This window comes from Hyalangium gracile, assembly GCF_020103725.1.
Taxonomy (GTDB): Bacteria; Myxococcota; Myxococcia; order Myxococcales; family Myxococcaceae; genus Hyalangium; species Hyalangium gracile.
This window is the reverse complement of sequence record NZ_JAHXBG010000007.1, coordinates 424052-450677: the sequence shown is the minus strand read 5'-3', so window position 1 is coordinate 450677 and position 26626 is coordinate 424052. Positions and strand designations below refer to the sequence as shown.

Annotated in this window: 21 protein-coding genes and 1 pseudogene; 9 read left to right on the top strand and 13 right to left on the bottom strand. The window is 70.0% G+C overall.

The features are described from left to right. Positions 1–2: 2 nt before the first annotated feature. From KY572_RS17165 to KY572_RS17150, 4 genes are read right to left on the bottom strand one after another with little or no spacing between them, the layout of a single operon-like run. Positions 3–1799, bottom strand: coding sequence for a methyl-accepting chemotaxis protein (locus KY572_RS17165; RefSeq protein ID WP_224243784.1), 1797 nt, complete (start codon positions 1797–1799; stop codon positions 3–5). Then, on the bottom strand, positions 1796–2170 hold the full coding sequence (locus KY572_RS17160; RefSeq protein ID WP_224243782.1) for a protein CrdC: 375 nt from the start codon (positions 2168–2170) through the stop codon (positions 1796–1798). The genes KY572_RS17165 and KY572_RS17160 overlap by 4 nt, the downstream gene beginning before the upstream one ends. Positions 2171–2173: 3 nt before the next feature. Further along, positions 2174–2608, bottom strand: coding sequence for a chemotaxis protein CheW (locus KY572_RS17155; protein WP_224243780.1), 435 nt, complete (start codon positions 2606–2608; stop codon positions 2174–2176). A gap of 21 nt (positions 2609–2629) precedes the next feature. Continuing rightward, positions 2630–3382 carry an OmpA family protein gene (locus KY572_RS17150; RefSeq protein WP_224243779.1) on the bottom strand — a complete coding sequence of 251 codons (753 nt, stop codon included), beginning with the start codon at positions 3380–3382 and terminating at the stop codon, positions 2630–2632. Between the two features lie 215 nt (positions 3383–3597). On the opposite strand from KY572_RS17150, the gene KY572_RS17145 reads away from it, so the two are divergent. Both KY572_RS17145 and KY572_RS17140 read left to right on the top strand, forming a co-directional pair. Further along, entirely contained in the window at positions 3598–5097 is a 1500-nt protein-coding gene (locus tag KY572_RS17145; protein WP_224243778.1) for a sigma-54-dependent transcriptional regulator, read from the top strand. A 43-nt stretch (positions 5098–5140) separates the two neighbouring features. After that, positions 5141–5542 (top strand): DoxX family protein, encoded by a 402-nt coding sequence (locus KY572_RS17140; protein WP_224243777.1) that lies wholly within the window; start codon positions 5141–5143, stop codon positions 5540–5542. A gap of 16 nt (positions 5543–5558) precedes the next feature. Here KY572_RS17140 and KY572_RS17135 read toward each other — a convergent pair whose 3' ends face one another. From KY572_RS17135 to dgt, 3 genes are all read right to left on the bottom strand, one after another. Then, positions 5559–6233 (bottom strand): SOS response-associated peptidase, encoded by a 675-nt coding sequence (locus tag KY572_RS17135; RefSeq protein WP_224243776.1) that lies wholly within the window; start codon positions 6231–6233, stop codon positions 5559–5561. Positions 6234–6401: 168 nt separating this feature from the next. Then, positions 6402–8402: a S8 family serine peptidase gene (locus KY572_RS17130; protein WP_224243775.1), complete on the bottom strand. Its 2001-nt coding sequence runs from the start codon at positions 8400–8402 to the stop codon at positions 6402–6404. 210 nt (positions 8403–8612) lie between these two features. Then, entirely contained in the window at positions 8613–10013 is a 1401-nt protein-coding gene (gene dgt / locus KY572_RS17125; protein ID WP_224243774.1) for a dGTP triphosphohydrolase, read from the bottom strand. A 148-nt stretch (positions 10014–10161) separates the two neighbouring features. On the opposite strand from dgt, the gene KY572_RS17120 reads away from it, so the two are divergent. Continuing rightward, complete coding sequence (locus KY572_RS17120; protein WP_224243773.1) at positions 10162–10677, top strand: OmpA family protein; 516 nt, start codon at positions 10162–10164, stop codon at positions 10675–10677. Between the two features lie 66 nt (positions 10678–10743). On the opposite strand, the pseudogene KY572_RS17115 reads toward KY572_RS17120, so the two are convergent. Together KY572_RS17115 and KY572_RS17110 are read right to left on the bottom strand one after the other, a co-directional pair. Then, positions 10744–11253: pseudogene (locus tag KY572_RS17115) on the bottom strand (glycoside hydrolase family 19 protein); the annotation flags it as partial. Between the two features lie 123 nt (positions 11254–11376). Then, on the bottom strand, positions 11377–12000 hold the full coding sequence (locus tag KY572_RS17110; protein ID WP_224243771.1) for a hypothetical protein: 624 nt from the start codon (positions 11998–12000) through the stop codon (positions 11377–11379). A 282-nt stretch (positions 12001–12282) separates the two neighbouring features. Between KY572_RS17110 and KY572_RS17105 the strand changes: the two genes are divergently transcribed. Together KY572_RS17105 and KY572_RS17100 are read left to right on the top strand one after the other, a co-directional pair. Next, a complete protein-coding gene (locus KY572_RS17105; RefSeq protein ID WP_224243769.1) occupies positions 12283–12591 on the top strand; it encodes a hypothetical protein in 309 nt (102 codons plus the stop codon). Between the two features lie 56 nt (positions 12592–12647). Further along, on the top strand, positions 12648–12833 hold the full coding sequence (locus KY572_RS17100; protein WP_224243767.1) for a hypothetical protein: 186 nt from the start codon (positions 12648–12650) through the stop codon (positions 12831–12833). 15 nt (positions 12834–12848) lie between these two features. Here KY572_RS17100 and KY572_RS17095 read toward each other — a convergent pair whose 3' ends face one another. Then, the gene (locus KY572_RS17095; protein WP_224243764.1) at positions 12849–13538 is read right to left on the bottom strand and encodes an alpha/beta hydrolase; all 690 of its coding nucleotides are present in this window, start codon (positions 13536–13538) and stop codon (positions 12849–12851) included. A 343-nt stretch (positions 13539–13881) separates the two neighbouring features. Between KY572_RS17095 and KY572_RS17090 the strand changes: the two genes are divergently transcribed. Further along, positions 13882–16275, top strand: a complete 2394-nt coding sequence (locus tag KY572_RS17090; RefSeq protein WP_224243763.1) for a glycoside hydrolase family 31 protein — start codon at positions 13882–13884, stop codon at positions 16273–16275. Between the two features lie 22 nt (positions 16276–16297). Here KY572_RS17090 and KY572_RS17085 read toward each other — a convergent pair whose 3' ends face one another. The 3 genes from KY572_RS17085 to KY572_RS17075 form a co-directional block, all read right to left on the bottom strand. Beyond that, a complete protein-coding gene (locus KY572_RS17085) occupies positions 16298–17932 on the bottom strand; it encodes a GMC oxidoreductase (RefSeq protein ID WP_224243762.1) in 1635 nt (544 codons plus the stop codon). 115 nt (positions 17933–18047) lie between these two features. Further along, the gene (gene xth / locus KY572_RS17080) at positions 18048–18818 is read right to left on the bottom strand and encodes an exodeoxyribonuclease III (protein WP_224243760.1); all 771 of its coding nucleotides are present in this window, start codon (positions 18816–18818) and stop codon (positions 18048–18050) included. An 82-nt stretch (positions 18819–18900) separates the two neighbouring features. Next, complete coding sequence (locus KY572_RS17075) at positions 18901–20487, bottom strand: ATP-binding protein (protein WP_224243758.1); 1587 nt, start codon at positions 20485–20487, stop codon at positions 18901–18903. A 710-nt stretch (positions 20488–21197) separates the two neighbouring features. Here KY572_RS17075 and KY572_RS17070 point away from each other — a divergent pair. The 3 genes from KY572_RS17070 (at position 21198) to KY572_RS17060 (ending at position 26622) form a co-directional block, all read left to right on the top strand. Further along, entirely contained in the window at positions 21198–23795 is a 2598-nt protein-coding gene (locus tag KY572_RS17070; RefSeq protein ID WP_407659966.1) for a penicillin-binding protein 1A, read from the top strand. An 89-nt stretch (positions 23796–23884) separates the two neighbouring features. Beyond that, a complete protein-coding gene (locus KY572_RS17065) occupies positions 23885–25243 on the top strand; it encodes an FG-GAP repeat domain-containing protein (RefSeq protein ID WP_407659965.1) in 1359 nt (452 codons plus the stop codon). Beyond that, positions 25240–26622, top strand: coding sequence for an ABC transporter substrate-binding protein (locus tag KY572_RS17060; RefSeq protein ID WP_224243754.1), 1383 nt, complete (start codon positions 25240–25242; stop codon positions 26620–26622). The genes KY572_RS17065 and KY572_RS17060 overlap by 4 nt, the downstream gene beginning before the upstream one ends. The last annotated feature ends 4 nt before the right edge of the window (positions 26623–26626 follow it).

Below are 26626 nucleotides of genomic sequence, written 5' to 3'. Positions count from 1 at the left end.
GGCTAGCCCTCTCTCCCGGCCAGTTGGAAGCGCTCCACCACGAGCTTCAAGTCCCGGGCCAGCGAGGACAGATCGCTGTTGGCCGCCACCATCTGCTTGGTCGCCGAGGCGTTCTGCTCCGTCACGCGGAGGATGTCGCCCATGGCGGCGGCGAGCTGGTCGGTGCCCGTCTGCTGCTGCTGCGTGGCCAGCGAGATGGAGCGCACCGCGTGGGACGTCTGCCGCGCCAGCTCGAGGATGAGGCTCAGGCTCTCGTCCACCTGCGCGGCCAGCAGCGTGCCGGCCTCGGTCGTCTTCAGCCCCGCCTCGGTGGCCATCACCGCCGCGTGGGTGGCGTCGCGGATCTCCTCGATGAGCTGCTCGATGGTGCGCGTGGAGCGGATGACGTTCTCGGCCAGGCGGCGCATCTCCGCGGCCACCAGCGAGAAGCCCCGGCCCACCTCGCCCGCCTTGGTGCCCTCCAGCTCCGCGTTGAGCGCCAGCAGGTCCGTCTTGTCGGCGATCTCGTTGATGAACTCGACCACCTTGCCGATCTGCTGCACCCGCTTGTTGAGCCGCACCACCGCGTCCGCGATGGACTGGTTGTCCTCCTTCATCCGCTGCATGGCGGTGAGGAAGGCCGCCGCGTTGCGCTGGCCCCCCTGGGCCGCGGCGAACGTCCGCTCGGCGATGCCCGCCACGGACTCGGCGTTGCCGGCGATCTGCTGCGCGCTCCGGGCCAGCTCCTCCGTGGTGGCGCTCGTCTCGTTGAGCGAGCTGGACTGCTCGTCCGCGCCCATCTCCTGCTCGGAGGAGGTGGCCACCAGCTGCTCGGTGGTGCTGGAGATCTGCATACCCGCGCGCCGCATCTGCGCCAGCGCCTGCCCCAGCTGGGCCTGCATCTGCACGAAGGCGGCGGAGGCGGCCCACACCTCGTCCTCGGCGGGGATGACGCGCGGCGGGCGCAGGTCTCCCCTGGCGATGCGCGTGGCGTCCTCGGTGATGGCGCTCAGCGGCTCGGAGAGGGCGGCGCCCGCGGCGTAGGAAGTCCCCAGCACCAGCAGGATGACGAGCCCCGACAGCAGCCCCAGCGCCAGGTTGTGATCGCTGTGCGCCTGGGCCACCACCTCCTGCTGGGCCGCGTGGCTGCCGGCCTGGAGGATCTCATCCATCACCCGCACCGCGCGCGACACGGAGACGTCCAGGATGAAGAGCGACGGGCAGAGCACCGCGATGGCGGTGAAGATGAGCAGCCGCCGGCGGATGTTCTGCCGCTGGGGAGGCACCGCGGTGATGACCTCCAGCGCGGACAGCCCCTCGTGGGCGATGCGCTCGGCGGCGGTGCGGCTGCGGCGCACCACCAGCAGGTAGACGAGCAGCGCGCTCAGCGGCCCCAGCGCCAGCACCACCAGCGCGATGCGCACGCTCAAGAGCCACGGCTGCTGCACCAGCGGCGGAAACGCCAGGGACACCAGCAGCGTGCCCCCCAGCCACCCCAGCAGCGTGTACCAGAAGCAGCGCTCGGGGATGGCGCGCGCCTCCTGGAGCGCCTGGCGCAGCGTCTCGGGCGTGGAGGGCAGCCGGCCCTGCTCCACGGACCTCAGCACCCGCGTGGCCCGCCGCCCGAGCAGGCGCGTGAGGGCCAGGTTCAGCCCCACCGCCAGCGCCACCAGCGTGAGGAAGCGGACCCACGCCCCCTCGGGTGGCGAGTACTCCAGCTGCCCGTGCGTCAGCGCGAGCACCACGCCCACACCGCCGCCCAGCCAGGACGGGCGGGTCAGCCACCGCGTCAGCCCGATCAACCCCGAGGTCTTGCTCATGCGGCCTCCCGGGAGGCGCTGGCCAGGTAGTGCTCGAACTCCACCAGCCGCACCAGCGGCCAGAGCATCCCGCGCACGGAGATGAACCCCAGCAGGCTGCCGCCCGCCATGCGCTGCATCACCGCCGGCATGGGCAGCACGCGGTGCATCTCCGCGTCGATCTCCAGCGTGTCCACGCCCACCGTCTCACCCGAGGGAGCCAGCAGCACCCGCGACGCGCCGCCGGGCTCGCCGAAGGCCTGGCGCGCCGAGCGCGCGCGCCCCGCATGGAGCGCGGGCGCGTCGATGACGGCCACGTCCACCGCGGGGAACGCGATGCGGTACGGACCGGCATGGCACAGGAGTGTCCCGCTGACGCGCAAGCCCACCATGGCTCAGGCCCCCTGGCTGAGGTGATCGAAGAGCCCTTCGGCATCAATCACCGCCACGTCCCGCTGGGCGCCCTTGGCGGGGCCTCGCAGGTGCAGGTGGACGCCGCTGGCTCCCAGCGGCTCCAGGCTGCCGGACACCAGGGACACACCCGCCACGGTGCTGGCCGTGAGCGCCAGCGAGCCACGCGGCAGCCGGACGAGCACCGCGCGCCGCGTGGACTGGCTGCCGGTTCCCACCAGCAGCCCTATGTCCACTACGGGGATGACCTCGCCCCGGTGCGCGAAGACGCCCAGCAGGTAGGCCGGTGCACCCGGTACCCGCGTGAGCTCCGGGAAGGTGACCACCTCCGCCGCGCTCTCCGCAGGTACCGCGTACCAGCTGCTACCACATGCAAATACAAGGTAGGATTGTCGCCCTTCGGACTCAGAAACGCCCATCGGGCGGGAGCCTACCTCAGATCAGCGGCGAAACTCGACGCGGCGGTTCTGCGACCACGCTTCCTCGTCTGACGCCTGGTTGACCGGGCGAGCCTCGCCGAAGCCCACGGTGTCCAGGCTGCGGGCGGGGAGGCCCAGGTCGGTGAGGTAGCGCTTGACGGCGGCGGCGCGGCGGTTGGAGAGCTGGAGGTTGTACTCCTCGGTGCCGCGCTCGTCGGCGTGGCCCTCGAGGGTGATCTTCCCCGTCACCTTGGTGGCCTTGATGCAGTCGGCCAGCTCGGACAGGCGGCCCTGGGACTCGGAGGTGAGGGTGGCCTCGTTGAAGCCGAAGCGCACCGCGTCCCAGTTGCACTCCTTGGCGCCGGCCGACACGCACTTGCCCGCCTGGCACTCCTGGCCCTCGCCGCAGTCGGCGCTGGTGGAGCAGGTGCCCGGAGCCGTCTGGCAGCGGCCGTTCTGGCACTTGCCGCCGTTGCACTGGTCGTCACCCTTGCACTGGGCGGGGGCGCACTTGCCGGCCTCGCAGATGCGGCCCGAGCCGCACTGGGTGTCCGTGGAGCACTCGGGGCCCTTGGGCACGCACTTGTTGGCCTGGCAGGTGAAGCCTTCCTTGCAGTTGGTGTCGGTGGCGCACTCCTGGCAGGTGCCCTGGACGCAGACCTCGCCGTGCTCCTTGCAGGCCTCGTCGTTCTCGCAGTTGGGATAGGGCTTCGGACAGCCCGTCATGAGCGCCATGGCGAGAGCGAGCCCTGCCACCATCGAAATTCGCCGCATCGTTCCCTCCAGAAGATTCGTTGAGATGCCCGTCCAGGGACGGGCTTCAGGTCGCCGCGTGTAGTCTCAAGACGCCGAGTGAGTCAAAGCAATTTGTCCCGGCCGCGACCTTGCATCCGGCTGAACCCCGCACGGCCGAAGTCCTTGAAACACAAAGCCCTTTCTCGAACAGTGTGGCCCGGCGGCCACACCCTGAAGTCCGAGGTCCACGACCCATGCCAGCGTCCGTCCTGATTGTCGACGACGAGAAGAACATCCTGCTCACGCTGAGCCAGTCCCTCCAGCTGGCAGGCTACCGGACGGAGCTGGCGAGCTCGGGGCAGGTGGCGCTGGATGTCATCTCCGCCAGGCCGGTGGACGCGGTGCTGATGGACGTGAAGATGCCGGACATGGACGGGCTGACGGCGCTGGCCCGGCTGCACGAGATGAAGCCGGAGCTGCCCGTCATCATGATGTCGGGGCACGGCACCATCGACACGGCGGTGAAGGCCACGCAGCTGGGGGCGCGGGACTTCCTGGAGAAGCCCATCGCGCGGGACAGGCTGCTGGTGGCGCTGCGCAACGCGCTCAAGCACCAGGCAGTCATCGAGGAGCTGCAGGAGCTTCGGGCGCAGCTGGGCCGCTATGACATGGTGGGCACGGGGCCGGCCATGCAGCGCATCTTCTCGCTCATCCAGCGCACGGCGCCGTCCGAGGGCCGGGTGCTCATCACCGGCGAGAACGGCACGGGCAAGGAGCTGATCGCGCGCGCGCTGCACCAGAACTCGCGGCGCAAGGCGGGCCCGTTCGTGAAGCTCAACTGCGCGGCGGTGCCGCACGAGCTCATCGAGAGCGAACTGTTCGGCCACGAGAAGGGCGCCTTCACGGGCGCGGTGAGCGTGCGGCGCGGCAAGTTCGAGCTGGCGCACGAGGGGACGCTGTTCCTGGACGAGATTGGCGACATGCCGGCGGCCATGCAGGCCAAGCTGCTGCGGGTGCTGCAGGAGGGCGAGCTGGAGCGCGTGGGCGGGGCGGAGACGATCAAGGTGGACGTGCGCGTCATCGCCGCGACGAACAAGAACCTGGAGAAGGAGATCGCCGGGGGCCACTTCCGCGAGGACCTCTACTACCGCATCAACGTGGTGCAGATTCACGCGCCTCCGCTGCGCGAGCGGCGCGAGGACCTGCCGGACCTGATCGACACCTTCCTGAAGGAGGCGTGCGCGCGCAACGGGCGCAAGCCGCTGAAGCTCTCGCCGGAGGCGCTCTCGGTGATGGCCTCCTACGACTACCCGGGCAACGTGCGGGAGCTGCGCAACCTGGTGGAGCGGCTGGCCATCCTCTGCGAGGGCCCGGTCGTCTCGGGCACGGAGGCGCTGGAGCTGCTGCCGCGCGGCCGTGGCCAGGCCTCATCGGCGGTGCCCGTGAGCGCCCTCCCCTCCGCGCCTCCGCCTCTCCCGGTGGCGGCCTCCATGCCTGCTCCGACGGCTGCCGCGCCGGTGGCACCGCCTCCTCCAGAGCCCGCCGCGCCAGCGGGCTTCCGTCCGCGAGTGGACCGCACCTTCCGTGAGCAGGTGGAGGATGCGGAGCGGGAGATCATCCTCCACGCGCTGGCGCATACGCAGGACAACGTGACGGAGGCGGCACGTCTGCTCGATCTGGAGCGTGGCCACTTCTATAAGAAGATGAAGGCCCTGGGACTGAGGCGCGGTCCGTCCAGCGACGTCACTCCCTGAGGCACGCCAGGTCCACGAATCGAGCGCGAGCGGAGAATCCAGGATGCAGGGGAGACAGGCAGAGCTGGGATGGACGGTGGTGCGGGTCGTCTTCGGTCTGGGGCTCGCGTTCGGACACGGCTGGGGCAAGGTGTCGGGAGGCGTGACTGACTTCTCCCAGAGCGTCGCCTCGCTCGGCTTCCCCTTCCCCGTCTTCTTCGCCTGGTGCGCGGCGCTCACGGAGCTGGTCGGCGGAATCCTCATCGCCGTGGGCTTCCTCACCCGGCCCGTGTCCGCCATGGCGAGCTTCACCATGCTCGTCGCCCTCTACCAGCACCTCATCCACAAGGGCGATCCGTTCACCAAGGCGGAGAAGGCGCTGCTCTACCTGGCCGTCTTCGTGGCGCTGTCGCTCATCGGCGCGGGCCCGTGGAGCGTCGACGCGAAGCTGCGGCGCCGCCCGTAGCTCGGACGCCCGCACCTCAGGCGGCCAGCCGTTCGATGCAGGCCGGCACGTCGTTCGTGGGCGAGTTCACCACGCGCGCCACCTCATAGGAGTCGAGGAAGTCATCCGCGCACGGCACCAGCAGCGGCTGCAGCTGCGCGGCATCCATCGCTTCCGGGCGCAGCCACTGCTCCTGCCCTTCCTTCGAGAGGATGACGGGCATCCGGTCGTGGATGGGCGCCATCAGCCCATTGGGGCCCGTGGTGATGATGCAGCAGGTGCGCAGCACCTCTCCGGTGTCCGGAGCCGTCCACTCCTCCCACAGCCCGGCGATCGCGAACGGCTTGCGGTCCTTGCGGTGGAAGAAGAACGGCGTCTTCGGCTTGGTGGACTGCTTCCACTCGTAGAAGCCGTCCACCAGGAGCAGGCAGCGCTTGCGCTTGAGCGCCGAGCGGAAGCTGGGCTTCTCCGCCACCGTCTCGCAGCGCGCGTTGATGAGCTTGTTGCCGATGGAGGCGTCCTTGGCCCAGGACGGGATGAGCCCCCAGCGGAACGCATCCAGCATCCGCTGCCCGTCATTGGCCACCACGGGCATCAGCTGCGTGGGAGCGAGATTGAACCGGGGACGCTCGATCGCGGAGCGAATGCCGGCCAGGCCGAACTCACGCGCGATCTCCACTGCAGGAGTCTGAATGGTTACACGGCCGCACATGGCTCCAAGTATCGCCGCGAGCCTCGGGCCCTCCAAGTATTACGAGCAGGCCTGCCAGCCACACGAGCGCCGCCCCTGGCGGCTGCCGGGCCAGCCCCGCAAAAAGAAACCGGCGTGAGGCCGGAGCAGTTCCGTCCCCACGCCGGGAAGTGACAGCCTTGGCGATGACTACTGGGTGATGTTCACCGCGGTGTCATCGATGAAGAAGCTCGTCGCCAGCGACGAGTCCTCGGTGCCGTTGAAGTACACGCGGATCGTCTGGCCCTTGTACGCGGACAGATCGAACGTCCGCTGCACGTAGGCCGAGCCCTTGTTCAGGTTGCTGTAGGTGGCCAGCGTCGCCAGCGTGGTGCCCGCGGTGTTGCGGACCGTCACGGTGAGCTTGTCGTACGCCGTGGCCGTCGTGGTCTCCGAGGTGGTGATCAGCAGCCAGAAGCTGAGCGAGGCGTTGCAGGCCGTCGCCGGGATGGAGATGTCCTGGTAGGCGTACTCCGTCCTCGTGGTGCCGTAGCCGTTCAGCCAGGCCCTGTAGCTCCCCGTGCGGGCGGCGCTGCCGTTCGTCGAGCTGGTGATGACGCCCGTGGAGGCCGACCAGTTCACGTTGCCGCTCTCGAAGCCCGGGTTGAGCAGGAGCTGCTGCGCGCTGGTGCAGCTGCCCGTGGTGTTGCTCACCGTCACGGCCACCGCGGCCGAGGTGGCCGTGTTGCCGGACGTGTCGAAGGCCTTCGTGGTCAGCGAGTAGCCGCCGTTGATCACCGCCGAGGTGTTCCAGTCGAAGCTGTACGGCGCGGAGGTGTCAGTGCCCAGCAGCGTGGTGCCCGCGTAGAACTCCACCTTCGCCACGCCCACGTTGTCCGAGGCGCTGGCGCTGATGGTGGTGACGCCGCTCAGCGTGGAGCCGCCCGCCGGCGCGGTGATGGAGGTGGAGGGCGCCGTGGTGTCGCCCGGCGTGCCGCCGCCGATGAAGCCGCTGTAGAGCAGCACGTTGGGCGAGCCCGTGCCGGGGCTGCCCACCACGCCCGCGGTGCCGTTGTTCACCAGCGCGTCACGCACCTGCTGCGGCGTGGCAGCGGGGTTCTCGCTCAGGTAGAGCGCCGCGACGCCGGCCACGTGGGGGCTGGCCATCGAGGTGCCGCTCATGCTGGTGCTGCCCGTGTCGCTGCTGGACGAGGCCGAGGTGATGCTGGAGCCCGGCGCGAAGATGTCCACGCAGGTGCCGTAGTTCGAGAACGAGGAGCGCGCGTCCGAGCTGGTGGTGGAGCCCACGGTGATGGCCGTCGGCAGGCGGGCCGGAGAGTAGTTGCAGGCGCTCGAGCTGTCGTTGCCCGCGGCGACGGCGTACACCACGCCCGCGGCGATGGAGTTGGCGATCGCGTCATCCAGCGGCTGCGAGGGGTCGCCGCCGAGGCTCATGTTGGCCACGGCCGGCTTGACGTGATTGGCCGTCACCCAGTCCACGCCCGCGATGACCTGCGCGTCATCGCCGTAGCCGGAGCAGTCCAGCACGCGGATCGGGTGCAGCGTCACGCCCTTGGCGATGCCCCACGTGGTGCCGCCCACCGTGCCCGCCACGTGCGTGCCGTGGCCGTGGCAGTCGTTGGCGTTGCCGCCCGCGGTGATGGCGTCGAAGCCGTTGCCCACGCGGCCCGTGTACTGCTGGTGCGTCAGCCGCATGCCGGTGTCGATGATGTACGCGTGAACGTTGCTCGCCGTGTTCGCGTAGTTGTAGGTGCTGTTCAGCGGCCGGTTGCGCTGGTCCGTGCGGTCGATGCCCCAGGTGGCGCCCGTCTGGGTCCCCACCACCTGCTTGTAGCCGTTCTCCTGCACGTAGGCCACGCGCGGATCCTGGAGCAGCTTCTGGACCTCGGCCTCGGACAGCTTCATCGCGAAGCCCTTGAGCGCCGACTTATAGGTGTGGAGCACCTGGCCACCCGTCTTCAGCGCCATCTCCTGCGCGACGCCCTCCGGGCCCACCTGCGCCACGCCCTTGAGGTCCTTCAGCACGACGATGTACTGCCCGGGGACGGGACGGCTGCTCCGCAGGAGCTGGGCCGTCTGGCCGATCTCCTCCTTCACCTCTTCGACCGGGAACTCCTGGCCTTCCATGCCACCGCACGCGGTGACGGCCAGGAAGGAGAAGGTGCACGCAGCTTGCTTGATGCGCTTCATTCGACCTCTCGGGGGATTGGGGGATGCGTGGCGCCACGGGGCGCCAGGTGAGACGGCGCGTGAAGGTACCGGCGCCACTCATTACGGTCAATCCCTGCTAAGTCGAAATGCTCTCTTTTACGTGTAAGTCTTCAGTTATCGCGTTGTCGCAATTTTGCAGTTTCCTGATATTGCAACCCAGTGGCACCTGTCTCCGAGCGCGCGCGGCGCCTACGCGGGGAGTTTGATGCCCGACAGCCGCTGGTAGAGCTCCACGGCGAAGCCGTCGGTCATGCCGGAGACGTAGTCGGTGACGCACAGCAGGCGCTGGTACGGAGTGAGGCGGCGGATGGCATCGTCGCGGTCCGGCTGGTGCGGTCCGGGGCGCTGGAGGAACTCCAGGGGGAGGAGCTGGCGCAGCTTCTTCTCCTCCTTGTTGGGTGAGTCCGTGACGACGGCGGAGGCGAACATGTCCAGCAGGCCTCCGAGTGTCTTGAAGCCCGCGCTCTCGATCTGCAGGACGCGCTCGCTCTCGTAGCCCTTCTCGCGGGTGATGCCGGTGATCTGCTTGAGCGTGGCGCGCACGGGCTCCCTGACGGAGGCGAGCGACTGCTCCCAGCTCCCCTGCTCCATCTCCTTCACCACCTCGGAGAACACACCCACGCACTCCTGGATGAGCACGCCGATGGCGCTCGAGCGCAGCGCGCCCAGGCGGCTCTCGGGCTGGAGCTCCGACGGGGGGATGTAGCCGTTGCGGATCCGCGCCGCGCCTTCGAGCAGCGCGCACGCCTGCTCCATCGGGATGAGGCCCAGCATGGCCGAGTCCTCCAGGTCGATGATCGCGTAGCAGATGTCATCCGCGGCCTCGACGAGGAAGGCCAGCGGGTGGCGGGCGAAGACTCCCGGCTCGCGCTCCTGAAGGCCGAGCCGCTGGAACGCCTCGCGCGCCAGCTCCGCGTCGTCCTGGAAGTATCCGAACTTCTTCTCCGAGACGCGGCGCTTGTCCCGCTCCCGGCCCGGGATGACGGAGGGCCGCGGGTACTTGCTCATGGCCCCGATGGTCGCGACGGTGTAGCGCAGCCCGCCCTGGCGCTCGCGAGACTGGAGCCGGTTGAGGATACGGAAGCCCTGCGCGTTGCCCTCGAAGCTCAGCAGATCCTTCCACTCGGCCTCGGTGGCGAACGGGCTCGGGGGGCCGTCGCCAGCGGGCTCGGGCGACCAGGGCTTCAGCTTCTGCTCGACCCAGTGCTGGATGGCCGCCTCTCCCGAGTGGCCGAACGGCGGGTTGCCGATGTCATGCGCCAGGCAGGCCGCGGCGACGAGGGTGCCCAGGTGGGACGGCTCCACCTTCACGTCCTGGCGGCCCAAGGCCTTGCCCGCGAGCTGGCCCAGCGTGCGCCCCACGCACGAGGCCTCGATGCTGTGGGTCAGCCGCGTCCGCGTGTAGTCGCTCGTCGAGAGCGGGAACACCTGCGTCTTGTCATGCAGCCTTCGGAAGGCGCTGGAGAAGACGATGCGGTCATAGTCCTTGTCATACTCGGTCCGCTCGTCATGGGACTCGGGCGGGCGGGTGGAGCCCAGGCGGTGACCAGACAGCAGCTGCTGCCATCGCTCATTGCGTTCCGTGCTCACGGGTACTCGTCCTCCAGGGTGGCGGGCGGCGCATCCTGCTCCGTCAGCCCGGGGACGCCAACCTCCGTGGGGCGCTTCATCCTCATGGACGAGCGCGGCGCTCCGGGGCAGCCTTGGCGCGCTGCACCTGTTTTCACCGGAGGTACGTATGAGGTTGAAGGCGCTGTGGATGGCGGTGTCGCTGCTGGCGGCTCCCGGGGTGGCGCTCGCGCAGGGCCCGCTCGATCAGCTCAAGAAGGCGGCGGGCGACGCGGGCAAGGGCGCGCTGGAGAAGAAGATCAACTCCAAGCTCAAGCAGGAGGCGAGCAAGAACCAGTGCAGCTTCAAGTCCGGCACGGACGTGCTGGAGGCCGGCTGTGACCAGAAGCTCAAGAAGCTGACGGCCGCCCTGGTCGACGCCAAGAAGCAGCTCGATTCCGGAGGGGTGAAGAACTACAAGTTCGAGGTGTCCGGCCACACCGACTCGACCGGCGACGCGGCGAAGAACAAGGAGCTGAGCCAGAAGCGAGCCGCCGTCATCGTCAAGGAGCTGGTGGCTCGCGGCATTCCCAGCGGCGAGATCATCGCGCTGGGGCGCGGCTCGGAGCAGATGCTCGTGAAGCCGGACGACACGGCGGCCAAGAAGGCGAAGAACCGCCGCTACGAGATCCAGGTCCGCTTCTGAGCGAACCCGGCCACCTCGGTATGCCCCCGCGTCAGGCATGGACGCGAGGGCACCGCGGACCGTGGGCTACGCGCCGAGGACCTGCCTGGCGCGGGCGTAGTAGGCCTCGCGGCTGGCCATGCCGTTGTAGCCGCCATTGATGCGGCGGGTGACTTCACGGAAGTTGCCCGCGTCCGCGTAGGTGTTCAGGTTGCGGCTGTTCCAGAACCACGCGGCGGTGCGGAAGCCCACGTCCACGTCCGCGGCGCGCTTGGGGTTGCCCTCGAGCTCGATGCCCAGCGCCTTGCCCGCCGCCCGGTAGTTGGCGCGGCCGGTCAGCTGGATGGGCCCGCGGCCCTTGTAGCGCACGCCATCACCCGGTTGGGTGTTGCCCAGGTCCTTGCGGCCCTCGTACGCCGCGCCCGAGGCCAGCTCCTCGAAGTAGCGGAACTCACCACTCTCGTGCGCCAGCTGGGCCAGGAAGGCCGCCTGCCGCTTCGGCGTGTTGATGCCCGCCTCCTGCATGGCCTTGTTGAGGTGCGGCAGGCACTCGCGCGCCCGCGCATCCGACAGGTGCGGCATGATCTGCTTCAGCTGCGGCAGCGAGACGCCGCCGGTCTTTGTCCGAACTGGTCTACTTGTCATACCAGTTGGGCAACGCTCCGCGCACAGGGCGCCTCCCTTCTGGGTGCAAGCCCTTCTTCGGACCTGCTCAGGCGGTCATCCCACGCGCTCGGAGAGGAGTTGCTGGAGCCGCTGCAGCAGCTGGGTCTCGACACTTGGGCCGTAGACCCACATGTCCTGAGCCTCGTCGAAGAACTCCTCCTCCTCCTCTCTCTCATCGGCGGGCCTGGCCTCGAGCAGTTCCCGAAGGCCAGAGAGCAGCGGCCACTCCCCCGCCCCAAGTTCCCGCGCACTCATCCCCTCGAGCGCCTCCAGGAGCAGGTGCCGCGCGGTCCTCACGACCTGCCAGGCCTGCATGGCGCGGGGCTCCCAGGGCATCCGCGGCTCTGTCTCTCGGAGCGCCAGGGAGAGCAGCCACTCTCGAGCCGCAGCCGGAGCGCCTGGAAGCTTCAGCCACGTGAGCACGCGCTTCTCGGCCTCTGGCTCGTCGAGCGCGACGAGCGGCGCGAGGCTCTCCCAGGCGATCTCGCCCGCCTTGCCGTGCAGGACCGCGAACACCTCTTCGATCCGGTCAGAGGGCTGGGATACCGCGAAGGCCAGCAGGGGGCCCTCGCCTTCCAGTTCGTGCCAGGACTTCAGCCACCTGCGCCGCAGATCCGGCTCCTGCTCCACGGGCACCCGCTTCCGCAGTGTGGCGGCGCGCCCCCGCATCCGGCTCACGGCGCGAGGCCTGAAGGAGCTCCGGCTGCGCTGCGGACCCGAGCCGAAGCCCGAGCGACCAGGCGGCCCAGATCCGCTCACGCGCGCTGCCGGTCACCAGGAGCTGTCGCAGCGCCTCCGTGCTCAGTGTCTGTACCTGCTCGAAGTGCTCCATCCGTGCTCCTCCGCCTCGCAGCATGCCCCGCGTCCAAGTCCCACGCGAGCCATGCCACCTGGGCGGAGGAGCTCTCTGCCGCCGGGCAGGTTTGACAGAAATGGGCCTGTGGCTACGTTGAACCCCACATGCACGGACCTCCGCACCGCATGAGCCGCTGGCTGAGGCTGGGATTGACCAGCCTGGCGATCGCGCTGGGCGCGGTGCCGGCGCATGCGCTTCCCGCGGTCCGGGCCGAGGTGACGCTCTCCGTCGAGCAGCGCGCCACCTCCGCGAAGCAGCCTCGGGCGGCCCCGACGGCCGTGCATTCCCAGCCCACGGCGGGACACCCGCGCCCGGTCCACACACGGGTCCGCGCCGAGCGTCCTGCGCCCGAGACGCGCCCTCCGGGTCCACCGCAGCCGCTGTTCATCGTCCACCGAGCCCTCCTGCGCTGAGCCGTCCCAGGCCCCTGTCCCTGGAACGCCTTCCCTCTCAGCTCACGGAGTAGCTCATGATGACTCGCCCTACCGGGGTGCGCGCACACGTGCGCGCCCTCTTCCAATTCCTCGTTCGCGTCCTGCGGTTCCTCTTCATCCTCGGACTGGTGATGCTGCCTACGCCCCTGGTGCTGGTGCTGGCAGCCATCGTCGATCCCCACCGGCGCAACCTGCCGGCCGAGGTCCTCCGCAAGAAGTGACACGACGGGAGCGTGTCAGTTCGAGGCGGTCCGGAACCACTCCGCCGCCTCGCGCGCGATCTCCGCGGGGACGGTGTGCGGCCCCTCGAACTCGCGGTAGAGCACGTCGTACCCCACGCCTTCGAGCCGGGGCACGAGGCGCCGGCTGCAAGGGTCGATGGGGAGGACCGCGTCCTCCGTCCCATGCGAGATGAAGATGCGCGGCTCGCCGTGCTGCTCGCGCGGAGCGGCGAACCCCGGCGAGAAAGCCAGGACGTGCGTGAACAGATCGCCGTTGGAGATGCCCAGCGACAGGGCATACGAGGCGCCATCCGAGAAGCCGCCGATGGCGACACGCTCCGGGTCCACGGCGTAGTGCTCGAAGACCCAGGCGAGCGCCGCGTCGATGAAGAGGACGTCCGCGCCATAGTCGCCGCGGATGACATCCCACGTCGGTCCCCGGGAGTCCGGAGCCACGAGGATGAGGCCCTGTGCGTCCGCGAGCGGCTGGAGGATGCCCAGGGCGTGCTGCGCGTGGCCCCCCGCCCCATGGAGCATCACCACCAGGGGCGCTGGCTGGTCCGCGCGATAGCTCTCCGGCACGTAGAGGAAGCCGTCACGCTTGCCTCCCAGTCCCAGTGGCATCCTGCCGCGCTGGGGGCTTTCCACCGTCAATGCCCGAGGCCGTGCCTCCAGCCGGCCCTGGCGGGCCAGGGTGTCGTTCAAACGGGTTGCTCGCTGTCCATTCATCGTCGGGGTCGTCCTTCCGAAATCCTTGGGTTCACATCCGAGGGCCAGGAGGAGCACCGCCGCGCTCCCCACTGCTCGAAGGCAGCGCGGGGAGCGCCACGGGCCTCCCGGTCCGAGGCAGGCAGGCCGGTTGCTCATCTCGTCGCACCTGGGGTTTCGCCGTCACCGCTCCCGCCCCGGAGCCCCTCTCTCGAGGGCTGGCTCCTGGGAGCAGGTATCCGGAGCACTGCGTCACGAAACTCCTGCGATAACGCCTGCATCCCCCTCGGTCCTTCCGATTGCAGTCGCCTGATCGGCCAGCATCCATACAATCGCGGTCATGCGCCTCACTGACTCCGCCATCGAGCCCACTCGCCTGCACCTCTGGGGAGCGCGCGCCGCGCTCGAGGTCCGGTGCCCGCTACCGGGAGTGCTGCGCATCCGCCACGCGCCCTCCTCGGCGGGCGTGGGCTTCGCGCACCCCCAATTGGCGCCCAAGCAGTCCTGGGCGGTGGTCACCGACGAGGCGCGGCCCCTCGAGGTCCGCCGCGACGGAGAGACGATCCACCTCACGGCGGAGGGCGCCTCGCTGGAGCTGTCGGCGGCGACGGGCACCTGGCGCTTCCGGGACGCGGAGGGCCGGGAGCTGGCGCGGTGCGAGTCGGTCTCCGGAGAGTCCTCGCCGCACATGCCGGTGAACCACCACCGGGCGCGGCTGGCGCTGCACGCCCCTCCGGACGAGGCGTACCTGGGCTTCGGGGAGAAGGTGGGCTCGCTCGACAAGCGCGGCATGCGCTTCACGTTCTGGAACACGGACGTGATGCCGCACCACCCGGACACGGATCCGCTCTACATCTCCATCCCCTTCAGCATGGGCCTGCGCGATGGCATCGCGTGGGGCTTCTTCCTGGACGAGACGTGGCGCTCCGAGGTGGACGTGGCGTACGCAGAGCCGGACCGGGTGCGCTGGGAGAGCTGGGGCCCGGAGCTGGACGTGTACCTCATCGTCGGGCCGCACCCGGCGGACGTGGTGCGGCGGTACGTGACGCTGACGGGGCGCCCGCCGCTGCCGCCGCTGTGGAGCCTGGGCGCGCAGCAGTCGCGCTGGGGCTACGAGAGCGCGGACGACATCCGAGGCGTCATCCAGGCGTACCGCTCGCGCGGGCTGCCGCTGGACGCGGTGTACCTCGATATCGACTACCTGGACGCCTACAAGGTGTGGACGTGGGATCGCACGCGGTTCCCGGATCCGCAGGGGCTCACGCGCGAGGCGGCCGGCGCGGGCGTGCGCCTGGTGCCCATCATCAACCCCAACGTGAAGGCCGAGCCCGGCTACGTCACGTACGAGGAGGCGAAGGCCCAGGACTACCTGGTGCGCGCCGACAGCGGGGACGTGCTGGTGGGCGAGGTGTGGGCGCGGCCAGCGGTGTTCCCGGACTTCACCCGCGAGGAGGTGCAGCGCTGGTGGGGCAACTGGCACCAGGAGTTCCTCGAGCAGGGCATCGCGGGCTTCTGGAACGACATGAACGAGCCGGCGTGCTTCGAGCTGCTCGAGGCCTCGGGGAGCGTGGCGGCCACGGGCGGGCGGATGGAGGAGGCCAGGCGGCGCGAGGGCAAGACGCTGCCGTACGCGGCCAGGCACGGGAAGCGGCGGCACCTGGAGGTGCACAACGTCTACGGGCTGGCGATGACGAAGGCGGCCTTCGAGGGCTTCCGCCAGTACGCGCCGCAGCGCCGGCCCTTCCTGCTGACGCGCGCGGGGTATGCGGGCATGCAGCGCTACGCGGCGGCGTGGACGGGAGACAACTCGAGCCACTGGGAGCACCTGGAGCTGTCGATGCCGATGCTCATGGGCCTGGGGCTGTCGGGGGTGGCGTTCACGGGCGTGGACATCCCCGGCTTCATCGGCCGCCCGAGCGCGGACCTGATGGCGCGGTGGACCCAGCTGGGGACGTTCTATCCGCTGATGCGCAACCACGCGGCCAAGCCGATGCCCTTCCAGGAGCCCTGGCGCTTCGGAGACAAGCACCTGGCGCTGGCGAAGGAGGCGATGGAGCGGCGGTACCGGCTGCTGCCCACGCTGTACTCGTTGATGCAGGAGGCGGCGGAGACGGGGCTGCCGGTGATGCGGCCGCTGCTCATGCTGGATCCGGCGGACCTGGATGCGCTGCGCGCGTTCGATCAGTTCCTCTTCGGGAGGGAGCTGCTGGTGGCGCCCATCACGAAGCCGGGCCACACCAGGCGGATGGTGTACCTGCCGAAGGGCCAGTGGCTGGAGTGGCCCAACCTGGAGAGGGCCTGCGCGGTGCGGGAGGGAGGCCAGCACGTCATCGCCGACGGCCCGCTGGACACGGTGCCCGTGTGGCTGCGGGCCGGAGGAGCCATCGCGCTCACGAAGCCGGCGCCGCACACGACGACGGCCAACTGGGACTACCTCGAGTGGCACATCCACGCCGGCCCGGACCTGCGCACGCGGCTCTACGAGGACGAGGGCGACGGGTACGGGGCCTCCCGGACCTCCATCCTCACCGGGGGCATGGACCGGGGACGCTTCTGGGTGGAGCGGAAGGTCCAGGGCAACCTGCCCCTCACGCGCCAGCGGGAGACGCTGTTCATCTACGGCGTCAAGGGGGTGCGCTCGGTCACGGGCGCGCTGGAGCTGGGCTCCATGAAGGACGGAGTGCTCGAGGTCCCCATGAGCGCGACCTGGGACCGGCTCGTCGTGAACTTCTGAGCCTCTTCGCCCGAGCGCGAGCTCAGCGAGCGATGGCGGCGGGTCGAGGCGGCTCCGTCTGGGCGTCCGTCTGGCCCTGCTCGAGCTGCTGCTTCGCGGGGATGAAGGTCATGGCGCGCTCGGCCAGCGCGGTGATGGTCAGCGACGGGTTGACGCCCGGGTTGGCAGAGACCGCCGAGCCGTCGATGACGTACAGGCCCTCGTAGCCATGCACGCGGTGCTGGGCGTCGATGACGCCCGTGCGCGCCGAGTCGCCCATGCAGCACCCGCCGAGGATATGCGCCGTCGTGGGGATGCCCAGCACCGTCTCGTTGACCAGGCTCATGGGCATGCCGTCCACCTTGTCCGCCACGCGGCGGGCCAGCTCGGCGGCCTCGGGGATGTTGGCCGTGGGAGCCGGGCCCTCCTTCAGCGCCGTGACGAGCCCCTTGCGCAGCCCCGTCAGCGGCCCGCGCCCACGCTTCATGCTCAGGGAGCCGTCGAGCGTGCGCATGTAGAGGAGGATGATGGCCTGCTTCGAGTAGTCGCGCGCCGCCAGCACGCGGAGCAGCTTGAGCGGGTGGCGCAGCATCACGCCGATGAGCCGCGCCAGCCGCGTCACCATGCCCTGCCCGGTGACGTAGGGCGCCGAGAGCAGCCGGAAGAAGCCCGAGCCCGCCGAGTAGCGCACCGGCTCCAGGTGCGAGTGGTCATCCGTGTGGAGGATGGAGCCGATCGCGATGCCCTTGGAGAGATCCTTGTCCCGCTTCGGCGTCACCACGCCGATGAGCGCCTCGGAGTTCGTGCGGACGTAGTCGCCCAGCCGGTCCGACAGCCGCGGCAGCCCATCGGGGCTCGCCTTGAGCTTCAGCAGCAGGTCCACCGTCCCGAGCACGCCCCCCGAGAAGATGACGTTGCGCGCGGTGAAGCGCCGCCTGCGCCGGAAGAAGACGGACGCGCCTTCCAGCGCCTCCACCTCGTAGCCCCCGCCTTGCAGCGGACGCACCCACGTCACCTCCGTGTCCGCGTGGATGGTCAGCCCGCGCTTCTCCGCGAGGTAGAGGTAGTTCTTGTCCAGGGTGTTCTTCGCGCCGAAGCGGCAGCCCAGCATGCAGCCGCCGCAGGAGTTGCAGCCGGTGCGCTCCGGGCCCTCACCCTGGAAGTACGGATCCGGCACGGTGACGTTCGGCTGGCCGAAGTAGACGGCCACGTGGGTGGGCTGGAAGTCCGTGCGGCCCATCTCCTTGCCCACCTCCTGGATGATCTGATCCGGGTAGGTGTTCAGCGGGTTCAGCGTGGCCCCGAGCATCCGCCGCGCCTTCTCGTAGTACGGGGCGAGCTCCTGCTTCCAGTCGGCCAGGTGGCTCCACTCGCCGTTCTTGAAGAAGTAGTCCTTCGGGACAGGCAGGGTGTTGGCGTAGACGAGCGAGCCGCCTCCCACGCCCACTCCGGAGAGCACGGTGACGTGGCGGAAGAACGTCATCTTGAACAGCCCGCGCCAGCCGAGCCGCGGCATCCACAGCCACCGCTTCAGGTTCCAGTTCGTCTTGGGGAAGTCCTTCGCCTGGAGGCGCCGGCCCTTCTCCAGCATCACGACGCGATAGCCCTTCTCCGTCAGCCGGAGCGCACTCACGCTCCCGCCGAACCCCGAACCGATGATGAGCCAGTCGCAGTCCATCGAGTCCTCATCCCTAAATCGTCAGCGGGACTCTCTCACTCCCAAGACACGGTGCGAAGAGGCCGCTCTTCCCGCGCCCCTCGAACGCCCGCTCCTTCGCCCCCTTGCCGGAGCGTCAGTCCCGGAACTCGGCCCACACCGGCGCGTGGTCCGAGGGTTGCTTGCCCTTGCGCTCCTCCCTGTCAATCTCCGCCTTCGTCAGCCGCTCCACCAGCGGCGCGGTGGCGAGCAGGTGGTCGATGCGCAGGCCCTGGTTCTTCGGGAAGCCCAGCATCCGGTAGTCCCACCAGCTGAACTTCTTCTCGTCCGGGTGCACCTTGCGGAAGGTGTCCGTCAGGCCGAACGCGCACAGCCGCTGCAGCGCGTCGCGCTCCTTCAGCGTGAAGAGCGTCTGCCCCTCCCACAGCGCCGGATCCCACACGTCGATGTTCTCCGGGGCCACGTTCCAGTCGCCGCACAGCACGAGGGGCTCGCTGGGCTTGTGCCGCGTGTCCAGGTAGCGCCGCAGCCGCGTGTACCACTCCAGCTTGTACTCGTACGCCGGCGAGTCCACCGCCTGCCCGTTCGGCGCGTACACGCTCACCACGCGCACCCCGTTCACCGTCGCGGCCACCACGCGCGCCTGTGGATCCTCCACGTCGTCCGACAGCCCCTTGAGCACGTCCTGGGGCTCCGTCCGCGACAGGATGGCCACGCCGTTGTACGTCTTCTGCCCGTTCAACGCCGCGTGGTAGCCCAGCTCGCGCACGGCCTCCGTCGGGAAGTCCTTCTCCACGCACTTGAGTTCCTGCAGGCAGAGCACGTCCGGCTGGTGGTTCTTCAGCCAGTTGAGCAAGCGCTCCTGACGAGCCCGCACCGAGTTCACGTTCCAGGTGGCGATCTTCATCGCGCGGACCGTCGCACGTCACCCGCGCGCCTTCCACGCTTTTCGTGGGGAGGGCTCACCCGGAAATCGGAGTGTGCTGGAGCTACGGAGACTCAGCCTCCACGGGGGCGTTCTCCGAACGCTGCGGCGGGTGCTCGGACAGCGCCACCAGGAAGGTAGTACCCACACCTTCCCGGGTGGTGAAGTCCAGCCGGCCTCCCATGCGCTCCACCAGCGAGCGCGCGATGGCCAACCCCAGCCCCGTGCCGCCCCTCTTCCGGGCGTCCGAGCCATCCGCCTGCGCGAACTTCTGGAAGATGCGATGGCGGAACGCCTCTGGGATGCCCGGCCCCTGGTCCTCCACGCTCACCCACAGCAGCTCCTCCTGCCGCTCCAGACGCAGGCGCACCCGGCCTCCGGCGGGCGAGAACTTGATGGCATTGGACAGCAGGTTGGCCAGCACCTGGGTGAACCGGTCCCCGTCCACCATCACCCGCGCCCCCTGCGCTTTCAGCTGCAGCTCCACCCCCACACCGTACTGCGCCGCGTAGCCCTGATGAGCCTCCACCGCCTGCGTCACCAGCTCCGACAACACCAACGGCTCCAACCTGAAGTCCAGCTGCCCCGCCTCGACCTTCTCCAGATCCAGGATGTCGTTGATCAGACGCAGCAGCCGCTCGCTGTTCTTGTTGGCGATGTGCACCATGTCCGACACCGTCTCCGGTAGCGGCCCCACCACCCCTGCTTCCAGAAGGCTGAGCGCACCTCGGATCGACGTCAGCGGCGTGCGCAGCTCATGGCTCACCGTGGAGATGAACTCGTTCTTGAGCTGCTCCACCCTGCGCCGCTCGGCCTCCAGCCTCTTCTGCTGTGTCACATCTCTCGACACCGCGTAGAACAGGCCCTCCTTGGCGTTGAAGGCGCAGTTGCACTGCAGCCACTTCCAGTCCCCGTTGCGACAGCGGATGCGGTACTCGAAGCTCAGCCGGGTCTCCCCCTGAGCGGTGCGCAGGATCTCCGCATTCACCGCGGGCAGATCCTCCGGGTGGATCAGCTCCTGCATCGTCAGGGCCCGGAGCTCCTCGGGCCCATAGCCGAGGGTGCGCAGCAGGGCGTCATTGAACCGGAGCAGGTACCCTTCCAGCGAGCTGATGCAAAGCATGTCCACGGACAGCTCGAAGAAGCGCTCCAGCTGGAACGCATCTCGCGTCTGCTGCAAGCCGGAAGGGGCCAGCTCCATGCGCACCCAGTTGGACAGGCTCGCGAGCCTGCACCGATCCTCCTCCGAGAACTCACGGGGCCGATGGTCCATGAGGCACAGCGTGCCGACGGGGCTGCCGTCCGGGGCGCGCAGCACATGGCTGGCGAAGAAGCGCACCCGCGGATCTTCCGTGACGAGCGGGTGGTCGAAGAAGCGGTCGTCCCAGGCGGCATCCGTCACGACGAAGGTCGCCGGCTCGTTCAGCGCGTGGCAGAAGAAGCCCTCATTGCGCGGCACGTAGGTGCTGTCCCAGCCATGTCGCGCCTTGAACCAGTGACGCTCCGCATCCGTGAGCGCGACCACGACCAACGGTACGTGGAAGAGGCTGGCGGCAATCGCGACGATGTGATCGAAGCGATCTTCCGCCGGGGTATCGAGCACCCCCAGCCTGTACAGCGCCAGGAGACGACGAGGCTCATCCATGCTCATGGCAACAGCGCTCATTCAGTCAGCCCTCGCGACATCACATCCGCTGTGGCCTTCCCCCCCCTCGGAAGGCCTTCCGGCGAAGCGCTTCCTCGGACGGATGGATGGCGCTTCACCGAGTCAGTGTGGAAAGTTATACGTGCGACGAATTGAATGCATCACGGTCATTTTTCACTCACGGGAATGGCCATTGTTTCGTGAGGTTGCGGGCCGCCTGTTACAAAAAAATCAGCTGATTATTCACATTTGAGAGAGGTGAGCTGCGTTTGCCCCCGACGCAGGGGAGCGGCGATCACCTCGCGGTTCTGGCGCACCCGGCCAATGGGGAAGCGAGCCGAAGGGCTGTGGCTGGAAGGACACACCGCCTGCGGCCCCCGAGTGAACTCCAGCTGGCATGGCCGTCGCATTGAAGCGGCCGGGAGGCCCAAAGCGCCTCCCAAGGGCCACACTGGCGCCCTTTTCGGCTTGGAGGGCCACCATGAAGCTCCACTTGCTCGCAGGCCTGGCCTCGCCTGGCTGCGCGCCAACGAGAACGCCCGGGCCGCCGAGGTGCTCGCGCGCCGCCGCCCTGCTGCCCCACCGCCAACCAACTCTCCGAGGACTCGGGCCTGTGAGGCCTGGGAGCGGGCAGCGGAGCTGACGGTTCCCGTTGCCCGTACATCGGTCTAACGTGCGTCCCCTTCTCACCGAGCCTCATGAATCCGGCCCGAGCGATGCCCAACCCTTCCGAAGTCCCCACCCCTCCCGAGCCGCCCGCGGCTCCACCTCCGGCCCAGACGCCGCCCTCGCCTCCCGGGCTCGGCGCTCGCATCTGGAAGTGGACGAAGCGGCTGCTCATCGTCGGGGCCGTGGGCCTGGTGCTGGCGGTGGCCACGGGCGTGGGCGCCTACCTCTACTTCAGCAGGGAGCTGCCGTCGGTGGAGGCCCTGCGCAACTACCAGCCGCCCCAGGTGACGAAGGTGACGTGCGGCGACGGCTCGCTGTGCGCCGAGTTCTTCAAGGAGCGCCGCACGCTGGTGCGCATCGAGGATCTGCCCAAGCACGTGCGAGACGCGTTCCTCGCCGCCGAGGACGCGGACTTCTACAAGCATGAGGGCCTGGACTTCTTCGGCATCACCCGCGCGGCCATCAAGAACCTCATCCCCGGCAGCCGCAAGTCCGGCGCCTCCACCATCACCCAGCAGGTGGTGAAGAACCTGCTGCTCACTCCCGAGCGCAGCCTGGGCCGGAAGATCCGCGAGTGGATCCTCACCCCGCGCGTGGAGGAGGCGCTCACCAAGGATCAGATCCTCAACCTCTACATCAACCAGATCTACTACGGGAACCGGCGCTACGGCCTGGAGGAGGCGGCGCTCTACTACTTCGGCAAGCACGCCAAGGACCTGAGCATCGGCGAGGCCGCGGTGCTCGCGGGCACTCCGCAGTCTCCGCACCGCATCAACCCCGAGACGAACATGGTGCGCGCCAAGTCGCGCCAGCGGTACGTGCTGGGCCAGCTCATGCAGCACGGCTTCCTCCCCAAGGAGCAGGTGGAGCCGGAGCTGGACAAGCCCATCGTCCTGGCGCCCCGGCCGCCGCCCCCGGTGGGCGCATACTACGCGGCGGAGATCCGCCGCACCCTCATCGAGCGCTACGGCGAGGAGGCGGTGCTCGAGGGCGGCCTGCGCGTGGAGATCGCCATGCAGCCGAAGCTGCAGGCCGTGGCGGAGGAGTCGGTGCGCACCGGCCTGGAGGCGGTGGATCGCCGCCAGGGCTACCGCGGTCCGCTGGGGACCCTGGAGGCCGAGCGCTTCAATCGCTACAAGGGACTCATCTCCCACCGCATCGAGGAGGCGGGCCGCCGACAGAAGGACGCGGAGTACGTGGCGGACCTCGCCCCGCTGGCGAAGGCGGGCGAGGAGCCCAAGCCCACGGAGGAGGAGGAGGGCGCCGAGGAGCAGCGGCCCGAGCTCACCCCCGAGGGCGAGGCGCCTCCCTCTGCCGAGCAGGCCCTGGTGGGCTCCATCCGCCTGCGCCCCTTGAAGGAGGGCCTGCGCCTCACCGGCTACGTCACCGCGGTGGATGAGAAGAAGGGCATCGCCAAGGTGGATCTCATCGGCCGCACCGCGGAGATCGCCTTCCCCACCGTGAAGTGGGCCCGCCAGAAGGGCAAGGGCGCTCCCTCGAACATCGCGGACGTCTTCGCGCCGGGCCAGCTGGTGCGCGTGCGCGTCCTCAAGGCGCTGCCGGCGCCCGCCGCCGTGGAGGCCACGCTCGATCAGATCCCCCTGGTGCAGGGCGGCCTGGTGGTGATCAACCCCACCAACCGCCACGTGGTGGCCATGGTGGGCGGCTACGACTTCGAGCGCTCGCCCTTCAACCGCGCCACGCAGGCGCTGCGGCAGCCGGGCTCGTCCTTCAAGCCCTTCATCTACGCCGCGGCCCTGGGCAGCGGGCGCTTCACGCCGCTGAGCACGGTGAACGACGCGCCCGAGGCCGTGCGCGACCAGTACACCGGCAAGCAGTGGAAGCCGAAGAACTATGACGGCAAGTTCGAGGGCCCCATGTCCCTGCGCACCGCGCTCACCAAGTCCAAGAACACCGTCTCCGTGCGCCTCATCGAGGCCATCACCCCGGCGGCGGCCATCGACTATGCGCGCCGCGCGGGCATCCACTCGACGATGCCGGAGAACCTCACGCTGGCGCTCGGCACGGGCGAGGTGACGATGCTGGAGGCCGTCAACGCCTACGCCACGCTCCAGGCCAACGGCCGCTACGCCGAGCCCCTCACGCTGCTGCGCGTGCAGACGGCGCTGGGCAAGGTGCTGGAGGAGCACGCGCCGGCCTTCGAGGAGACGCTGCCTCCGGCGGTGGCCTACCTCACCGTCACGCTGATGCGCGCCGTGGTGGAGGAGGGCACGGCCACCGCGGTGCGCGAGCTGAACCGCCCCGCCGCCGGCAAGACGGGCACCACCAACGAGTCCAAGGACACCTGGTTCTCCGGCTTCACCATGGACTGGGTCGCCAGCGCCTGGGTGGGCTTCGACGACAACACCCCGCTGGGCAGCACCGAGACGGGTGGCCGCGCCGCCCTGCCCATCTGGCTGGACTTCATGCGCGTGGCGCACCAGGGCCTGCCGGCGCGCGAGTTCGAGGTGCCGCCCGGCATCGTCCAGGTGCGCGTCGATCCGGCCACCGGCCTGCTCGCGGGCAACTCGATGCCCGGCCGGCTCGAGCCCTTCCTCGAGGGCACCCAGCCCACCGCCGAGGCGCCACCTGTCGGCCAGGTGGACACGAGCAACTTCTTCCTCGAGGACGGCAAGCGGAGATGACGGTGCGCCGAGCTCTCGCCACGCTCCTGCTGTCCACGCTCGCCCTGGCCGCCGAGCCCCCCGCCTCCACGGCTCCGGCCAGGAGGCCCATCGCCGCTCCGGCGGGGACGACGGCTCTGGCGCCCGCAGGCACCACGCCCGCCGCTCCTTCGCCGGCCGGGCCGCCCTCCGTCGAGCGGCTGGTCCAGCTCGTGCTCGAGGACGTGCGCGCGCTCAAGCCGGAGCCTCCTGTCGCCCTGCACCTGAGCAGCCCCTCCGCCGAGCTGCAGCGCGCCTTCGGGACGCTGCTGGCCTCGCGGCTCGCCAGCCTGGAGCTGGGCGCCGTCGTGCTGGATGCCCCTTCTCCCGAGGCCGCCGAGAACCTCGCCCGGGACCGGGGCGCGCGCTCGCTCGTGCGACTCACCGTCTCCGTGCAGAGCGGCGAGCTGAGCGCCCGCGGTGACGTGCTGGGCACGTGGGTGAACTTCTGGTCCGGGCGCACGCCCACCCGCCCCGCGACGCCGGCCGCCGCCCTCGCCCAGGTCGTCGAGGCGGATGCGGGCGCCCTGGCGCTCGCCGCCCTCTCTCCGCTGACGTCCTCCTCCACCTCGATGACGGCGGTGTCGAGCGGTCCTCGCCAGGTGCGCCTCATGGGCGCGGTGCTCGTCCGGCTCGAGCAGGCCCCCGCCGCCCTCGCCGCGGGCGACCTGGATGGCGACAACAAGGATGAGGTGATCGTCCTCACCGAGCGCGCCGTCTCCGTCTACGCCGACGACGGGCGCCTGCTGGCGCAGCGGGAGCTGGACGGCATCCCCTTGAGCCCCTCGCCGCCCCGAGAGCCCTTCGGCATGGTGGCCGTCATCCCCCAGCCGCCACGGCTCGCGGCCTGGTCCGCGCGCTACTCCCACGGCGAGGTGCTCGTGCTCGACCGCGTCAAGGGCGCCCTGCGTCCCATCGGTCCGCTGGACACGGCCCCGCTGGGCGCCAGCGAGCGCGGCACCTTCACGGCCGGCCAGACGACGTTCACTCCGGAGGTGCGGCTCGGCGAGGGACGGATCCTCACCGTCCCCGCGCCCTTCACCGCCGCGAGCATCGTCCCGCCTCGCATGCTCTTCGTCCACCTGGACGGCTCCGCCTCGCTCTACCCGCGAGCCACCGCGCCGGCCATCCGCATCCCGGGGATCGGAGCCGGCAGCGCGCTCGGAGATCTCGATGGGGACGGGACGCCGGAGCTGATCACCACCTCGTCCCAGCTCTTCCCGGTTCCAGACGTGGTGCGCGTCTACCCGCTCTCCGGGGACGATCCCACGAGCCACGGCGTGCTCTGGCAGAGCGCCCTGCCCCCGGGCCGAGCGCTCCACGTCGTCACCGCGGACCTGGACGGAGACCGGCAGCGCGAGGTGCTGGTGGGCCTCTGGCACCCGGACGGCTCCGGTGAAGTCTTCCTCATGCGCCAGGGTGCGCCATGACGCTCCGCCACGCTCTCACCTGCCTCCTCCTGCTCGGCGCCACGCCCGGGCTCGCGGCCGGCCGCCTGCCCTACGGGGGCGAGCTGCGGGTGGCCCACACGGGCTCCACCGAGCCGCTCGGCGATCCGACCCTCGCGGACTCGCCGGTGCGCGCCACGCTCTTCGGCCTGCAGTCGCGTCCCGTGTGCCGGCTCGACACGAGCGGGGCGCCTCACCTGGGCATCGCCCGCGACGTCTCCCGGCCCATGGCCCAGACGGTGCGCCTCACCCTGCCCTCGCTCGCGCTGGCCTCCACGCTGGCTCGCGCGTGGACGCGGATCTCCGGCCCCGAGGCGCCCACCCCGTACCGAGCGCTCCTCTTCCCCGTCCAGGGAGAGGCCCGCCAGCTGTCCTCCAGCGGCGCCATCGTGGAGCTGCCGCTCTCCTTCCCCTGGCCGGACATGGAGCGCGCGCTGTGCCACCCCGCGCTCGCCCTGCCGCTCACGACGGTTGCCCCCTCGCTGGGCCCGTTCGCCGCCACCGCCACGCCGGGACGGCTGGAGGCTCGGCTCGGGTACCCGGAGGGCCGGCCCTACCTGGATCGCCTCGTGCTCACCGCGACGGATGAGCGGGGCCTCGCGCGGATGTGGGGCGCGCGAGAGGTGCAGCTGGCGCTGGGCGTGCGCCCCGAGCCGGGCGTCCTCACGAGCCCGCCGCTCTACGCCACCTTCCTCACCTTCTCGCCGCGCCGCGTGCCGGCGGACTTCCGCCAGGCCTTCGAGAGCGCCATCGACCGCGAGGATCTCACCCGCCTCTTCGTCCGCGCTCCGGCCGTGCCCATGCCGCACCTGCTGCCGCCCGCGCTGCTGTCCCAGGCGCCCAGGCCCCGCCCGGCCGCCCCGCCCTCGAGCGGCGGCAGGACGGTGACGCTGCTCTACGACGCCACCAACGAGGACCAGCGCGCGGTGGCCGAGCGCATCCAGGTGAAGCTCCACGACCGCGGCTACAAGGTCGCCCTGGAGCCGCAGCCTCGCAACATCCTCCGCTCGCGCTGGGCCAAGGGCGACTTCGATCTGATGCTCCAGTCCCTGCTGCTGCCGCCGGTGCCCGGCCCGGCGCTGGCCGTGGTGCTGGACGCGGGCGGCCGCAAGGATCTGCTCGGCGTGGAGCTGCCCCTCATCGGCTCCGTGGCGGACGCGACGGCGCGAGATGCCCGGGCCCGCGAGCGGGCGGTGGCGCTCGCCCCATCGGTGCCCATCCTGCCCCTCTACGCGCAGGGGCTGGGCGTGCGCACGGCTCCGGAGCTGGGCGGGCTCGTGTTGGACGCGCAGGGACTGCCGGTGCTCGACGGCGTGTACCTCCAGCCCGCCGAGCCGTCACCCGCCGCGACACAAAGGTGAGGAG

Coding starts and splice junctions, on each gene's coding strand:
- KY572_RS17165 (WP_224243784.1), bottom strand. CDS start 1,799: ATGAGCAAGACCTCGGGGTTGATCGGGCTGACGCGGTGGCTGACCCGC.
- KY572_RS17160 (WP_224243782.1), bottom strand. CDS start 2,170: ATGGTGGGCTTGCGCGTCAGCGGGACACTCCTGTGCCATGCCGGTCCG.
- KY572_RS17155 (WP_224243780.1), bottom strand. CDS start 2,608: ATGGGCGTTTCTGAGTCCGAAGGGCGACAATCCTACCTTGTATTTGCA.
- KY572_RS17150 (WP_224243779.1), bottom strand. CDS start 3,382: ATGCGGCGAATTTCGATGGTGGCAGGGCTCGCTCTCGCCATGGCGCTC.
- KY572_RS17145 (WP_224243778.1), top strand. CDS start 3,598: ATGCCAGCGTCCGTCCTGATTGTCGACGACGAGAAGAACATCCTGCTC.
- KY572_RS17140 (WP_224243777.1), top strand. CDS start 5,141: ATGCAGGGGAGACAGGCAGAGCTGGGATGGACGGTGGTGCGGGTCGTC.
- KY572_RS17135 (WP_224243776.1), bottom strand. CDS start 6,233: ATGTGCGGCCGTGTAACCATTCAGACTCCTGCAGTGGAGATCGCGCGT.
- KY572_RS17130 (WP_224243775.1), bottom strand. CDS start 8,402: ATGAAGCGCATCAAGCAAGCTGCGTGCACCTTCTCCTTCCTGGCCGTC.
- KY572_RS17120 (WP_224243773.1), top strand. CDS start 10,162: ATGAGGTTGAAGGCGCTGTGGATGGCGGTGTCGCTGCTGGCGGCTCCC.
- KY572_RS17105 (WP_224243769.1), top strand. CDS start 12,283: ATGCACGGACCTCCGCACCGCATGAGCCGCTGGCTGAGGCTGGGATTG.
- KY572_RS17100 (WP_224243767.1), top strand. CDS start 12,648: ATGATGACTCGCCCTACCGGGGTGCGCGCACACGTGCGCGCCCTCTTC.
- KY572_RS17090 (WP_224243763.1), top strand. CDS start 13,882: ATGCGCCTCACTGACTCCGCCATCGAGCCCACTCGCCTGCACCTCTGG.
- KY572_RS17085 (WP_224243762.1), bottom strand. CDS start 17,932: ATGGACTGCGACTGGCTCATCATCGGTTCGGGGTTCGGCGGGAGCGTG.
- xth (WP_224243760.1), bottom strand. CDS start 18,818: ATGAAGATCGCCACCTGGAACGTGAACTCGGTGCGGGCTCGTCAGGAG.
- KY572_RS17075 (WP_224243758.1), bottom strand. CDS start 20,487: ATGAGCATGGATGAGCCTCGTCGTCTCCTGGCGCTGTACAGGCTGGGG.
- KY572_RS17070 (WP_407659966.1), top strand. CDS start 21,198: ATGCCCAACCCTTCCGAAGTCCCCACCCCTCCCGAGCCGCCCGCGGCT.
- KY572_RS17060 (WP_224243754.1), top strand. CDS start 25,240: ATGACGCTCCGCCACGCTCTCACCTGCCTCCTCCTGCTCGGCGCCACG.